Annotated in this window: 13 protein-coding genes; 1 reads left to right on the top strand and 12 read right to left on the bottom strand. The window is 45.6% G+C overall.

Annotation, left to right across the window (positions count from 1 at the left end; all coding sequences use genetic code 11):
• Nucleotides 1-57 precede the first annotated feature (57 nt).
• On the bottom strand, nucleotides 58-552 hold the full coding sequence (gene pncC / locus AB4507_RS09700) for a nicotinamide-nucleotide amidase (RefSeq protein ID WP_029235458.1): 495 nt from the start codon (nucleotides 550-552) through the stop codon (nucleotides 58-60).
• Nucleotides 553-676: 124 nt separating this feature from the next.
• Here pncC and mutS point away from each other — a divergent pair, with 124 nt between their 5' ends.
• Nucleotides 677-3238 carry a DNA mismatch repair protein MutS gene (gene mutS, locus AB4507_RS09695; RefSeq protein ID WP_017059026.1) on the top strand — a complete coding sequence of 854 codons (2562 nt, stop codon included), beginning with the start codon at nucleotides 677-679 and terminating at the stop codon, nucleotides 3236-3238.
• A gap of 140 nt (nucleotides 3239-3378) precedes the next feature.
• Here mutS and rpoS read toward each other — a convergent pair whose 3' ends face one another.
• The 11 genes from rpoS to mazG all read right to left on the bottom strand — a co-directional run bounded on the left by rpoS (nucleotide 3379) and on the right by mazG (nucleotide 13762).
• Nucleotides 3379-4359 (bottom strand): RNA polymerase sigma factor RpoS, encoded by a 981-nt coding sequence (gene rpoS / locus AB4507_RS09690; protein ID WP_017059027.1) that lies wholly within the window; start codon nucleotides 4357-4359, stop codon nucleotides 3379-3381.
• Nucleotides 4360-4457: 98 nt separating this feature from the next.
• Nucleotides 4458-5372 carry a murein hydrolase activator NlpD gene (gene nlpD / locus AB4507_RS09685; protein ID WP_017059028.1) on the bottom strand — a complete coding sequence of 305 codons (915 nt, stop codon included), beginning with the start codon at nucleotides 5370-5372 and terminating at the stop codon, nucleotides 4458-4460.
• Nucleotides 5373-5406: 34 nt separating this feature from the next.
• Nucleotides 5407-6033 carry a protein-L-isoaspartate(D-aspartate) O-methyltransferase gene (locus AB4507_RS09680; RefSeq protein WP_017059029.1) on the bottom strand — a complete coding sequence of 209 codons (627 nt, stop codon included), beginning with the start codon at nucleotides 6031-6033 and terminating at the stop codon, nucleotides 5407-5409.
• The gene (gene surE / locus AB4507_RS09675) at nucleotides 6034-6777 is read right to left on the bottom strand and encodes a 5'/3'-nucleotidase SurE (RefSeq protein ID WP_017059030.1); all 744 of its coding nucleotides are present in this window, start codon (nucleotides 6775-6777) and stop codon (nucleotides 6034-6036) included.
• 81 nt (nucleotides 6778-6858) lie between these two features.
• A complete protein-coding gene (truD, locus tag AB4507_RS09670) occupies nucleotides 6859-7905 on the bottom strand; it encodes a tRNA pseudouridine(13) synthase TruD (RefSeq protein ID WP_372182576.1) in 1047 nt (348 codons plus the stop codon).
• Nucleotides 7906-7927: 22 nt separating this feature from the next.
• On the bottom strand, nucleotides 7928-8407 hold the full coding sequence (gene ispF / locus AB4507_RS09665; protein WP_017067356.1) for a 2-C-methyl-D-erythritol 2,4-cyclodiphosphate synthase: 480 nt from the start codon (nucleotides 8405-8407) through the stop codon (nucleotides 7928-7930).
• A 2-nt stretch (nucleotides 8408-8409) separates the two neighbouring features.
• The gene (gene ispD, locus AB4507_RS09660) at nucleotides 8410-9111 is read right to left on the bottom strand and encodes a 2-C-methyl-D-erythritol 4-phosphate cytidylyltransferase (RefSeq protein ID WP_017108693.1); all 702 of its coding nucleotides are present in this window, start codon (nucleotides 9109-9111) and stop codon (nucleotides 8410-8412) included.
• Nucleotides 9111-9392, bottom strand: a complete 282-nt coding sequence (gene ftsB / locus AB4507_RS09655; protein ID WP_004735394.1) for a cell division protein FtsB — start codon at nucleotides 9390-9392, stop codon at nucleotides 9111-9113. The genes ispD and ftsB overlap by 1 nt, the downstream gene beginning before the upstream one ends.
• A gap of 401 nt (nucleotides 9393-9793) precedes the next feature.
• Nucleotides 9794-11092 carry a phosphopyruvate hydratase gene (eno, locus tag AB4507_RS09650; protein ID WP_017059033.1) on the bottom strand — a complete coding sequence of 433 codons (1299 nt, stop codon included), beginning with the start codon at nucleotides 11090-11092 and terminating at the stop codon, nucleotides 9794-9796.
• 81 nt (nucleotides 11093-11173) lie between these two features.
• Entirely contained in the window at nucleotides 11174-12814 is a 1641-nt protein-coding gene (locus AB4507_RS09645) for a CTP synthase (RefSeq protein ID WP_017063214.1), read from the bottom strand.
• Between the two features lie 150 nt (nucleotides 12815-12964).
• Entirely contained in the window at nucleotides 12965-13762 is a 798-nt protein-coding gene (gene mazG / locus AB4507_RS09640) for a nucleoside triphosphate pyrophosphohydrolase (RefSeq protein WP_137001308.1), read from the bottom strand.
• Between the last annotated feature and the right edge of the window lie 35 nt (nucleotides 13763-13797).

Below are 13797 nucleotides of genomic sequence, written 5' to 3'. Positions count from 1 at the left end.
ATTATACTGTTGATTCATACAGTGTCTATACCTGTATGAAAATAATTTGTACAAATGTTACTTACCTTCCATTGATAGGTAATCATAAATAACTTGCAGGGCATGGTGCGTGGCTTGTTGGCGTACTTGTGATCTGTCGCCTGTAAATACATGCGTTTCTACTTTATCCCAGCCATTTAGCGCTTTCCACGCGAAGCATACTGTACCAACAGGCTTATCTTCGGTCGCGCCACCTGGGCCAGCGATGCCACTGATTGATACAGAGATCGTCCCGTTTGAATGTTGCAATGCCCCGCTCGCCATTTCTATTACGACAGGCTCACTCACGGCGCCGAACTCCATTAAGGTTTTAAGCTGTACACCGATCATCTCTTGTTTGGCTTCATTGCTGTACGTAACAAAAGCGCGATCAAACCATCCAGAGCTGCCCGCAATATCGGTGACTGCACTCGCGACACCTCCGCCAGTGCAAGATTCAGCCGTCACTAACACGTGTTTGTGTTTAGCGAGTAAATGTCCAAGCTGCTCACTAAGGTCTTGAGTCATCTGCATCATCTGCTTCCCTTTATTTACTGTCATATCATTTGGATTCGCATCTTTTCGCATCAGCCGCTTTTCGCACGAAACGCTTTCACGTATCCTAAGCCGCAATAGAAATAAACGAAAGAAGTTAACTGTGAAAGCCGATCAAAAACATACTCCCATGATGCAGCAGTATCTAAAACTGAAAGCAGAAAACCCAGAAATTCTGCTGTTCTACCGCATGGGCGATTTCTACGAGCTTTTCTACGATGACGCTAAAAAAGCCTCTCAACTCCTCGATATTTCACTGACTAAGCGTGGCTCATCAAATGGTGAACCGATTCCGATGGCAGGTGTTCCATACCATGCGGTTGAAGGATACCTTGCAAAGTTAGTGCAACTTGGTGAGTCCGTAGCCATTTGTGAACAGATTGGTAATCCAGCACTTTCAAAAGGCCCTGTTGAGCGCGCAGTAGTGCGTATCGTGACACCGGGTACCGTAACCGACGAAGCCTTGCTTTCTGAACGCGTTGATAACCTAATTGCAGCCATTTATCACCACAACGGTAAATTCGGTTATGCGACACTTGATATTACCTCTGGCCGATTCCAACTTTGCGAGCCAGAAACAGAAGAAGCGATGGCCGCTGAGCTACAAAGAACCTCTCCGCGTGAGCTGCTGTTCCCTGAAGATTTCGAACCCGTCGATTTAATGGCAAGCCGTAATGGCAACCGCCGCCGCCCTGTATGGGAATTTGAATTAGACACCGCTAAGCAGCAATTGAATAAGCAGTTTGGTACTCGCGATCTGGTTGGCTTTGGCGTAGAAAGCGCGAAACTGGGTCTATGTGCGGCTGGTTGTTTGATCCAATACGTGAAAGATACCCAACGTACTGCCCTCCCTCATATCCGTTCACTCACGATGGATAAACAAGATCACTCGGTGATCCTTGATGCTGCAACTCGTCGTAATTTGGAGATCACGCAAAATCTTGGGGGTGGTACTGATAACACCCTTGCCGAAGTACTTGATCACACTGCGACAGCAATGGGTAGCCGTATGCTTAAGCGTTGGTTACATCAACCAATGCGCAATATATCTGCACTCGATCAGCGCTTAGATGCAATTGGTGAAATGAAAGATTTGGCTCTATTCACAGAACTACAGCCAACCTTAAAACAGATTGGTGATATCGAACGTATTCTCGCTCGATTAGCACTTCGCTCTGCTCGCCCTCGCGATATGGCGCGTCTTCGCCAAGCAATGGAATATTTGCCAGAGCTTGCTGAAACACTGACGCAACTGAAGCACCCATACCTAACTCAACTTGCTCAATATGCTTCTCCTGTGGATGAGGTTTCTGAGCTGCTTGAACGTGCAATCAAAGAGAACCCACCGGTGGTTATCCGTGACGGTGGTGTGATTGCAGAAGGCTACAATGCCGAGTTAGACGAATGGCGCGACCTTGCAGCAGGCGCAACTGAATTTCTTGATAAGCTTGAGCAAGAAGAGCGTGAACGTCATGGCATCGACACGCTAAAAGTTGGCTACAACAACGTACATGGTTTCTTCATTCAAGTAAGCCGTGGGCAAAGCCATCTTGTGCCGCCACACTATGTTCGTCGTCAAACGCTGAAAAATGCTGAGCGTTACATCATTCCTGAGCTAAAAGAGCACGAAGACAAAGTACTTAACTCTAAGTCGAAAGCACTCGCTATCGAGAAACAGCTGTGGGAAGAGTTGTTTGACTTACTACTGCCGTATCTAGAGCGCCTACAAAATATCGCCTCTTCAGTATCTCAGCTTGATGTTCTACAGAACTTGGCTGAGCGTGCAGATACCCTTGATTACTGTCGTCCAACCATGACAGAGTCTGCTGGCGTACAAATTCAGGCCGGTCGTCACCCTGTTGTTGAACAAGTGATGGACGAACCTTTCATTGCTAACCCTATCGACCTGAATGATCAACGTAAGATGCTGATCATCACGGGTCCCAACATGGGTGGTAAATCGACCTACATGCGCCAAACGGCACTCATCGCATTGATGGCTCATATCGGTTGTTATGTTCCTGCAGAAAGCGCAACCATCGGCTCTATCGACCGTATCTTTACGCGTATTGGCGCATCGGATGATCTGGCTTCTGGCCGTTCAACCTTCATGGTTGAGATGACAGAAACCGCAAATATCCTGCACAATGCAACACCAAACAGCCTTGTGCTAATGGATGAAATCGGTCGTGGTACCAGTACTTACGATGGCCTGTCTCTGGCTTGGGCAAGTGCAGAGTGGCTAGCCAATCAAATCAATGCGATGACACTGTTTGCAACGCACTACTTTGAGCTAACTGAACTACCTAACCAACTTCCAACTTTAGCAAACGTACACTTAGATGCGGTTGAGCATGGTGATAGCATTGCCTTTATGCACGCAGTTCAAGAAGGTGCTGCAAGTAAATCTTATGGTCTAGCGGTTGCAGGTTTAGCTGGCGTACCGAAAGCAGTGATCAAGAATGCTCGTGCGAAGCTGACTCAGTTAGAAGCGTTAAGCATGGAGTCGCCAACATCGAAGCCAAGCGGTGTCGATATCGCAAACCAACTGAGCCTGATCCCAGAACCGAGTGAAGTAGAGCAAGCGCTAGCGAATGTTGATCCTGATGATCTAACTCCTCGCCAAGCATTAGAAGAACTTTACCGCTTGAAGAAGCTGCTTTAGTTTCTTACCAAGTAGCTTGTTATGGCCGTACTGCTATTTTGATTAGACGGCATGAAATACCAAAGCCACAAACAAAAAAACGCTGACTTAAAGTCAGCGTTTTTATTTGTCTTCTATTTAGAGAAGCATCATCCGTTCAATTAGTCGTTTTCTACGTTGAACAGGTTTTCCATATTCAGACCTTGCTTGATAAGAATCTCACGTAGACGGCGAAGACCTTCAACTTGGATTTGACGAACACGTTCACGAGTCAGGCTGATTTCGCGGCCCACTTCTTCTAATGTTGACGGTTCATAACCCAGTAGTCCAAAGCGACGCGCAAGCACCTCTTTCTGCTTAGGATTCAGCTCATCAAGCCAGAAAATCAACGAGTTCTTGATATCGCTATCTTGAGTTGAAACCTCAGGATCTGAATTATTGATGTCTGGAATAATATCCAACAGCGCTTTCTCACCGTCACCACCAATTGGCGTATCAACAGAGCTCACTCTTTCGTTTAGACGAAGCATCTTGCTCACATCACCAACCGGCTTATCTAGCTTAGAAGCAATTTCTTCTGCCGTTGGTTCATGGTCAAGCTTTTGTGATAGCTCTCTTGCAGTACGTAGGTAGATGTTCAGCTCTTTCACAACATGGATTGGCAAACGGATAGTGCGAGTCTGATTCATTAACGCACGTTCAATGGTTTGACGAATCCACCATGTCGCGTAAGTTGAGAAGCGGAAGCCACGCTCTGGATCAAACTTCTCTACGGCGCGAATCAAACCTAGGTTGCCTTCTTCGATTAGATCGAGAAGTGCAAGGCCGCGGTTGCTATAACGACGTGAAATTTTTACCACTAAACGCAGGTTACTTTCGATCATGCGTTTACGTGCTGCTTCATCACCGCGTAGAGCTCGACGTGCATATAGCACTTCTTCTTCAGCGGTTAGTAGTGGTGAGAAACCAATTTCGCCTAAGTAGAGTTGAGTGGCATCTAAACTTTTAGACGTAACTTCAACTTCTTCTTTCGCTTCAGTTTTCTTAGTGACTGTTCGTTTTGCTTTTCCAAGAGCTTCCGGTTCCGTGGTTGCTTGGTCAAGATCGAACTCTTCTTTGGTTACTGCATTGCTTATACTCATAACGCCTCCCCCTGGCGAAATTAGCATGACATTACAACTTCATATGTCGCTAAATGACTATGTCACTCCATACAATACGTAATTTTTGCATATTGTATTTAAGGTAAATATCGTTTTGGATTAACGGACTTACCTTGGTAACGAATCTCAAAGTGCAGCCTAACACTGCTGGCTCCAGAGCTTCCCATTGTTGCAATCTTCTGCCCTGGTTTCACACTTTGCCCTTCAGATACTAATAGTCGGTCGTTGTGCGCGTATGCACTTAAGTAATTATCATTGTGCTTCACAATCACTAGATTGCCGTAGCCTCGTAGTGCATTACCCGAATAAACAACCGTTCCCCCTGCAGTAGATACTATTGGCTGACCTCGCTGTCCTGCTATGTCTATGCCTTTATTTCCTTGTTCGCCTACAGAGAAACTCTTGATTACTCTCCCTTTAGTTGGCCATAACCATTTGGATACTTTATCACTTGTTGGTTTGGTGGGCGGTGTAACATTCTGTTTACCTTTAGAACCAACATACTCCTTTGATTTGGATTGTTCAACCTTCTTTGGTGGATCTTTTTTCACCACTTTGGTGGTAGTTTGAGCTGGAGCCGGTTTAGAGTTTTTGCTCTTTTGTGGTGTGGTTTTCGGTTTACTTGCCGCAGATGACGTTGTCGATGCCGCGACAGGCGCAGCAACTGCTGCTGCCGCTACCGTTGACTTACCATACGCTGGCGCGTTGTAGCTAGGACGCCATAACTTAAGCTTCTGCCCTGGGTGGATAGTGTAAGGAGCAGACAACTTGTTATAACCGATGAGGTCTTTAACGTCTTTATTGGTGACATAAGCAATGAAGTAAAGGGTGTCGCCTTTTTTAACTTCATAGTAACTGCCACGATAACTACCACGATCAATCGATGAGTAATTCTTGTTTAGGTTTGAAACGGGCGCAGGCGAATTCGCTGCACACCCAACAAGGGCACAGCTAAGCAGTAAAGTACTTCCTTTTAACAACTTCGAACGCATCGACTCTCTATCCACCTACACCATTAGTCTTTTATTAAGCTAGCTCACCAGGAACAAGAGGTACAAATCTCACCATCTCGATAACACTCGATAAAAACTCATCGCCGTGTCGAACGATCTTCAATAGTTGCTGTTCGTCATCACCGACTGGAATCAGTAAACGACCGCCATCTTTCAGCTGCTGCAGAAGCGCTTGAGGAATCGACTCTGCAGCGGCGGTGACAATAATCGCATCAAAAGGGGCTTTTGAAGACCAACCTTGCCAACCATCACCGTGCTTAGTTGAGATATTGTAGAAATCGAGTTGCTTCAACCTACGCTTGGCATCCCATTGTAGCGACTTTATTCTTTCAACCGAATACACATGATCAACAAGTTGAGCCAATACCGCAGTTTGGTAACCAGAACCCGTTCCGATCTCCAAGACACGGCTATCTTGTTGTAATTCAAGTAGCTCTGTCATTTTAGCAACAATGTATGGCTGTGAGATTGTCTGACCCTGACCGATAGGCAGCGCATTATTATCATAGGCTTGGTGATACATCGCCTGTGATAAAAAGCTCTCTCTCGGCAGTTGGTAAATCGCATCAAGAACCTTTTGATCCTGAATACCATTTTCAATCAGGAAAGTAATTAAACGCTCAGCTTGCGGATTACTCACTTACTTCTCCCCTAACCATGTTGCCATCGCACCCAACGACTCATGCGCCGTCAGATCAACCTGCAACGGTGTTACCGACACAAAGCCATGCTCAATCGCGTAAAAATCGGTACCTTCACCGGCATCTTGCTCTTTACCCGGAGGGCCAAGCCAATAGATATCGTGACCACGCGGGTCTTTTTGCTTGATCATATCTTCAGCGTGATGACGAGCACCTAAGCGCGTCACCTGAGTACCAGACAATTGTTCTAAGGCTAAATCAGGAACGTTTACGTTCAACAAGCGGTTGGTCGGGATTGGGTTTGCTAAATGTTGTTCGACAATACGACGAGCAATCGCTGCCGCTGTCTTAAAATGTTTTTTTCCCACCAGAGAAAACGCTACCGATTGAACGCCTAGAAAATGCCCTTCCATTGCTGCAGCCACCGTGCCGGAATAAAGCACGTCATCACCCAGGTTAGCACCGTGATTAATGCCCGTTAATACCAGATCAGGCATGTCATTCTTTAGCAGTTCGTTTAACGCAAAATGCACACAGTCGGTCGGTGTTCCTTGTACCGAATAGGTATTTTCAGTAATCTCTTGAACACGCAGAGGCTGTTCTAAAGTTAATGAATTTGACGCACCCGAGCGATTACGGTCAGGGGCAACAATGATAACGTCAGCAAGATCACGTAGCTCATTTGCCAGCTCATGAATACCTTGAGCGTGCACACCATCATCATTGCTGAGTAAAATCTTCATCTTGTATCCTTTCTTTTGTTCCCATGCTAAGCCAAGTCACTTAAATTCCAATATCAAGTGACTCAGCTCCAAGCAGAATCGTTATTGCTCGTAGCTTCTCTCTACGTGTACTTCTTCAACCAACTCTCGAACGATAGCGGTTGCGAAACAACCTGCGTCTAGAGAGAACTTAAGAGTGACATTATCTTCGTTCACTTCCCAAGTTAAATCGGTTGGTTTTAACGATGCTTCACGACGGTCATGCCGCATGCGGTTACCGCGAATCAGCGCCATTAGGTCAGGTTCAGAATCAAGATGTTTTTGCTCTAACGCTTGAGACTCATCAGTCGTTGGCAAAGTATTATCGCCAGCCAAAGCAACAGTAACCCATGCAGCGCCATTCGCGATGTCTTGGTTTACTGCTTCGATATTGTCCGCAGTTACCGCTAGTTGAGCGCCGTCTTTCATGACAATATCGCCAACCAATGCCGATGCAAACGCATCTTGCTCAATACGGTCTGAAAGGATCAGGTTGTAAATCCACGAACGAGCAGCAGAAAGGTACAAGCTGCGCTTATTCTGGTTACGAGTACGAACGTTATCGCGGCCCCAACGACGAGCTTCAGATAGGTTGTTACCTTCATTGCCAAAACGCTGAGCACCAAAGTAGTTTGGCACGCCCACTTGAGCGACTTTTTCCAAACGCTTGACCACATCATCGCAATCCGTTACTTCAGACAAGGTCAACTCAAATTGGTTGCCAACTAAATCGCCTGGACGTAACTTTTTGTTGTGTCGCGCTGTCGCTAAGATTTCAATGCTTGGGTACTGTGCTAAGAACCCTGAAAAGTCAGGCTCACCTTTTGGTAGGTGTACACTCAACCACTGCTCTGTCACAGCGTGGCGGTCTTTCAAACCCGCCCAGCTCACGTCTTTCGACTTAACACCGCAAGCTTTAGCCAGTTCATTGGCCACGAAGCTCGTGTTCTCACCCGTTTTACGGATGCGAACCATGAGATGCTCGCCTTCGCCGGTAAATTCAAAACCCAAGTCTTCATTAACGACAAAGTGTTCGGCTTTTGCTTTTAGTTTTGCTTTCGCAGTTGGTTTACCGTTTAGATAAGCCAATGAAGATAAAATATCTGACATGCTGTTCTTTTCGTGTTGGTGCTTACGCACTTTTGGTAATTAGGACCACCGCTTCACATGCGATGCCCTCTTTGCGACCTGTAAAACCTAAACGCTCTGTGGTCGTCGCTTTTACATTCACATTACTGATGCTGGTTTCTAAGTCTTGTGCAATAGCTTGGCACATAGAGTCTATATGAGGCGCCATTTTTGGTGCTTGCGCCATGATAGTAATATCGGCATTACCAATCACGTAGCCTTGCTCTTTTACTCGACGATAAACATCTTTCAGTAGCTCACGGCTATCCGCACCTTTCCATTCGTCATCGGTATCAGGGAAATGACGACCAATATCACCCGCAGCAATCGCACCCAATAGAGCGTCACATAACGCATGTAGGGCAACATCACCGTCTGAGTGTGCAATAAGACCTTGTTCATAAGGGACGCTCACGCCACCAATAATTACCGGGCCTTCACCACCAAACTTATGTACATCAAAGCCATGGCCAATACGAATCATCATTATTCCTTATTCTGACTTAAATAGAACTCAGCCAAAGCCAGATCTTCAGGCTGAGTAATCTTAAAATTATCTGAACGCCCAGCAATCAGTGCTGGTGATAAACCTTTCCACTCAAACGCAGACGCTTCATCGGTAATTGAAACACCTTGTTGCAAGGCTTCACTCAAGACTTTCCGTAAAGGCTTAGATCGGAACATCTGAGGGGTAAGCGCATGCCAGAGATCGACGCGATCGACCGTGTGTTCAATTTGTCCTTGAGCACCGCGTTTCATTGTATCGCGAACAGGCGCAGCTAAAATCGCGCCAACATCATGGGTCATAGCACCAGAGATCAGTTTGTCGATATCGCTCAATTGGATACAAGGCCTCGCGGCATCATGCACCATCACCCAGTCATTGAGTTGCTGTTGGGCAATATAGTCCAGAGCAGAAAGCACCGAGTCGGCTCTTTCCGTCCCGCCGGACACTCTGATCACCTGTGGATTAAGGTTAAGCGGTAATTCAGGGTAATAAGGATCATCATCACTGACCGCTACCACGATTTTAGACACCTGAGGGTGAGACAACAGTTTCTCAACAGTGTGCTCTAAAATCGTTTTACCGTGAATTTGAAGATATTGCTTGGGACGGTCGGCCTTCATTCGGCTGCCAACGCCCGCAGCGGGGACCACTGCAATAACGCTTTGAAGTTGGTTCGACATTAATGAGATTCCTCACCAATAATACGATAAAACGTTTCGCCTTCTTTCACCATTCCAAGCTCATGACGTGCGCGCTCTTCAATCGCGTCTAAGCCTTGGCGTAGATCGTCAATTTCCGCAAACATCTCAGCATTACGAAGATGAAGCTTTTCATTTACTTGCTGCTGAACTTGGATTTCGTTGTTCACACCGTAGTAATCAGAGATACCATTTTTACCGAGCCACAGTGTGTGTTGTAGCCAGCCAAACACTATGAGCAGTACTAAAGCAAAAATTCGCATAACACCTTTCGCCGGTTGAAAAAGAAGGAACTAGAATAAGGCACATATATACCATAATGAGCTTATTGGTGCGAGATATGTGGTGTCAGGGAATCAATAAGTCGGGGAGTCATTGTCAGGAAAACAATGAGATTCCCTACTCCTTCCTTCGTCAGTCTAGGGAATGACGAACTTTATATGTGACAAGGAGGAGCTTTAGAGCCTAGAGCTTCTTTCATTCAGTTTTCTACAGACAAAAAAATGCCCCGCATAAGCGAGGCATTCAAAAGTATTAGTGCATAATTCTAACTAGTTGGTGCTGTAGCAAGGCAACAAAGAAGATTCAGCTATGGAGCATAGTTTCCTATGTGACTTAGTGAATCTTCTGCAGTTAACGCAGCTACAGTGCCAAATAGGACGAATTATTGACCTTTAACTTCTTTAAGACCGTTGTAAGGAGCTTTAGAACCTAGAGCTTCTTCGATACGGATAAGTTGGTTGTACTTAGCAACACGGTCAGAACGGCTCATAGAACCAGTTTTGATTTGACCTGCAGCTGTACCTACCGCTAGATCAGCGATAGTTGCATCTTCAGTTTCGCCAGAACGGTGAGAGATTACTGCAGTGTAGCCAGCGTCTTTAGCCATCTTGATAGCAGCTAGAGTCTCTGTTAGAGAACCGATTTGGTTGAACTTGATAAGGATAGAGTTAGCTACGCCTTTCTCGATACCTTCAGCAAGAATCTTAGTGTTTGTAACGAACAGATCGTCACCAACGATTTGAAGCTTGTCGCCTAGAAGTTCAGTTTGGTGCTTGAAGCCATCCCAATCTGACTCGTCAAGACCGTCTTCGATAGAAACGATTGGGAAGTTGTTCGCTAGCTCAGCTAGGTAGTGGTTGAACTCTTCAGAAGTGAAAGTTTTACCTTCGCCCTTCATGTTGTAGATGCCAGCTTCTTTGTCGAAGAACTCAGATGCTGCACAGTCCATAGCAAGAGTAACGTCTTTACCTAGTTCGTAACCAGCAGCTGCAACAGCTTCTGCGATAACTTCTAGAGCTTCAGCGTTAGACTTAAGGTTAGGAGCGAAACCACCTTCATCACCAACTGCAGTGCTGTAGCCTTTAGACTTAAGAACTTTAGCTAGGTTGTGGAATACTTCAGCGCCGATACGTAGACCTTCTTTAAGAGTTTTAGCGCCAACTGGTTGGATCATGAACTCTTGGATGTCAACGTTGTTATCTGCGTGCTCACCACCGTTGATGATGTTCATCATTGGTAGAGGCATAGAGAACTGACCAGCAGTACCGTTTAGCTCAGCGATGTGCTCGTATAGAGGCATGCCTTTCGCAGCAGCAGCAGCTTTTGCGTTAGCTAGAGATACAGCTAGGATAGCGTTCGCGCCGAACTTAGACTTGTTATCAGTACCGTCTAGGTCAAGCATGATTTGGTCAACGTCAGCTTGTGCTTTAGCGTCAGTACCAACTAGAGCTTCAGCGATTGGGCCGTTTACAGCTTCAATAGCTTTAAGAACACCTTTACCTAGGAAACGTGATTTGTCGCCGTCACGTAGCTCAAGAGCTTCGCGAGAACCAGTAGATGCGCCAGATGGAGCAGCAGCCATACCTACGAAACCGCCTTCTAGGTGTACTTCAGCTTCTACAGTTGGGTTACCACGTGAATCGATGATTTCACGACCTAGAACTTTAACGATCTTAGACATTGAATGTTTCCTTCTCGTTGAATATATAAATGTCAAATTTAAAGGTAGCAGCACAACTTACGCAGCTACCTGTATTCCTTTTTACTTCTCTAACTCGCCGCGCTGGAACTCACCAGCCGCTTTAACGAAACCTGCAAACAATGGGTGACCATCGCGAGGTGTTGAAGTGAACTCTGGGTGGAATTGAGCAGCAACGAACCATGGGTGGTTCGGGTTCTCAATAACTTCAACCAGTTTCTTGTCCGCAGATAGACCCGATACTTTTAGGCCCGCTTTTTCGATTTGTGGACGAAGATTGTTGTTCACTTCGTAACGGTGACGGTGACGTTCATGGATCGTCGCGCTACCGTATAATTCGTAAGCTTTCGTCCCTTTCGCTAGGTGACAAAGCTGTGAACCAAGACGCATTGTGCCGCCAAGGTCAGATGTTTCTGTACGCTCTTCAACTTTACCTTCGCCATCAGTCCACTCAGTGATAAGACCAACAACTGGGTACTTAGTTTCAGTACAGAATTCAGAAGAGTGTGCCCCTTCCATTTTCGCAACGTTACGAGCGTACTCGATAAGTGCTACTTGCATACCTAGACAGATACCTAAGTACGGTACTTTGTTTTCACGAGCGTATTGAGCAGCAAGAATCTTACCTTCAACACCACGGTCACCAAAGCCACCAGGAACTAGGATTGCATCTAGGCCTTCTAAAACTTCTACGCCACGAGACTCAACGTCTTGTGAATCTACGTATTTAATATTAACGCTTAGGCGATTTTTCAAGCCCGCGTGTTTTAGCGCTTCATTTACTGATTTGTATGCGTCTGGTAGTTCAATGTACTTACCAACCATACCAATCGTCACTTCACCCGTTGGGTTAGCTTCTTCGTAAATTACTTGTTCCCATTCAGACAGGTCTGCTTCTGGAGCTGTGATGCCGAAACGCTTACATACAAGTTCATCAGTACCTTGAGCTTTAATAAGCTGAGGGATCTTGTAGATAGAGTCAACATCGCGCATAGAAATAACTGCATTTTCTTGCACATTACAGAACAGAGCAATTTTCTTACGCTCGTTCGAAGGAATGTTGCGGTCTGAACGACAAACTAGGATGTCTGGCTGAATACCAATAGACAGTAGCTCTTTTACAGAGTGTTGCGTTGGCTTAGTTTTCACTTCGCCCGCAGCTGCTAGGTATGGCACTAGAGTAAGGTGCATGAACATTGCGCGTTCACGGCCTAGTTCTACTGCTAGCTGACGAATCGCTTCCATGAATGGTAGAGATTCGATATCACCAACCGTACCACCAACTTCAACGATCGCGATATCGTGGCCAGCTGCGCCAGAAATTACACGCTCTTTGATAGAGTTAGTGATGTGTGGGATAACCTGAATAGTTGCACCTAGGTAATCACCGCGACGCTCTTTTGCTAGTACGTCTGAGTAAACACGACCTGCAGTGAAGTTGTTACGCTTAGTCATCTTGGTGCGAATGAATCGCTCATAGTGACCAAGGTCAAGGTCTGTTTCAGCGCCATCTTCCGTAACGAACACTTCACCGTGCTGAGTCGGGCTCATAGTGCCTGGATCAACGTTGATGTAAGGGTCAAGCTTCATCATGGTCACTTTAAGACCACGAGCTTCTAAAATAGCTGCAAGAGATGCTGCAGCAATACCTTTACCTAGAGAGGATACAACCCCGCCAGTAACAAAAATGTAATTTGTCGTCATGTTTAACCTGAAATTGGTTGAATGAGGGAAATGGACTACTTCTGGACGGGATGAAAATATACCAGAAGCCCCTTATCGCCACAACGTGAAATCTATCACACTGCTATTTTTTATTTTTTGCTTCAAATCAATTCATGATAAAAGCTTTGGTTATCTTTTCTCCGCCACTTTGACTTCATCCCACATGGAATCAAGCTGTTGTAGTGAAAAGTCAGTCAAATTTTTATCTTGCTGACGAACTTTTTGTTCCACCCCTTTAAAGCGACGCGAAAACTTGAGATTGGCTTTATTGAGTGCCGATTCTGGGTTTTTACCTAAATGTCGTACCAAATTGACCGTCGCAAACAGCAAGTCTCCCAACTCTTCTTCAACCAAATCTTCATTTGGCGTCACTTGAAGTGCCTCTTCCAGCACCTCATCGACTTCCTCTAAAACCTTATTAGCCACTGGGCCAATAGAGTCCCAATCAAAGCCATATTTCGCTACCTGTTTTTGAATCTTTGTAGCACGTGAAAGCGCAGGTAGAGAGTTTGGTATTGAGTCTAGAATACTTTCTTGAGTTTTGCCTGCCTGAGCTTTTTCTTTGGCTTTTTCAGCTTCCCAGTTGGCATTAATTTCTTCATCGCTCGCAAACTCGGTATCAGAAAACACATGCGGATGGCGGCGTGTTAGCTTTTCGTTAATGCCATCAACCACATCAGAGAACTCAAACAACCCCTGTTCTTTCGCTAACTGGCTATAGAAGATCACCTGAAACAACAAGTCACCCAACTCTTCTTGTAGGTTCGGCCAATCTTTGTTGTGAATCGCATCCACCACTTCGTACGTCTCTTCGATAGTATGCGGGACAATTGTTTCAAAATTTTGTTTTAAATCCCAAGGACAGCCACCTTCTGGATCGCGCAGCTTAGTCATAATTTGTTCTAGTTGTTCAATCGGGTGGCTCATGGTGCTTTCCTATTATTCTGTTTGATTGTTTTAAT

The organism is Vibrio sp. 10N.222.54.A3, from assembly GCF_041474095.1.
Lineage (GTDB): Bacteria > Pseudomonadota > Gammaproteobacteria > Enterobacterales > Vibrionaceae > Vibrio > Vibrio crassostreae_C.
Note: the sequence above shows the minus strand (reverse complement) of the source record. Positions and strands in the feature narration are given on the sequence as shown.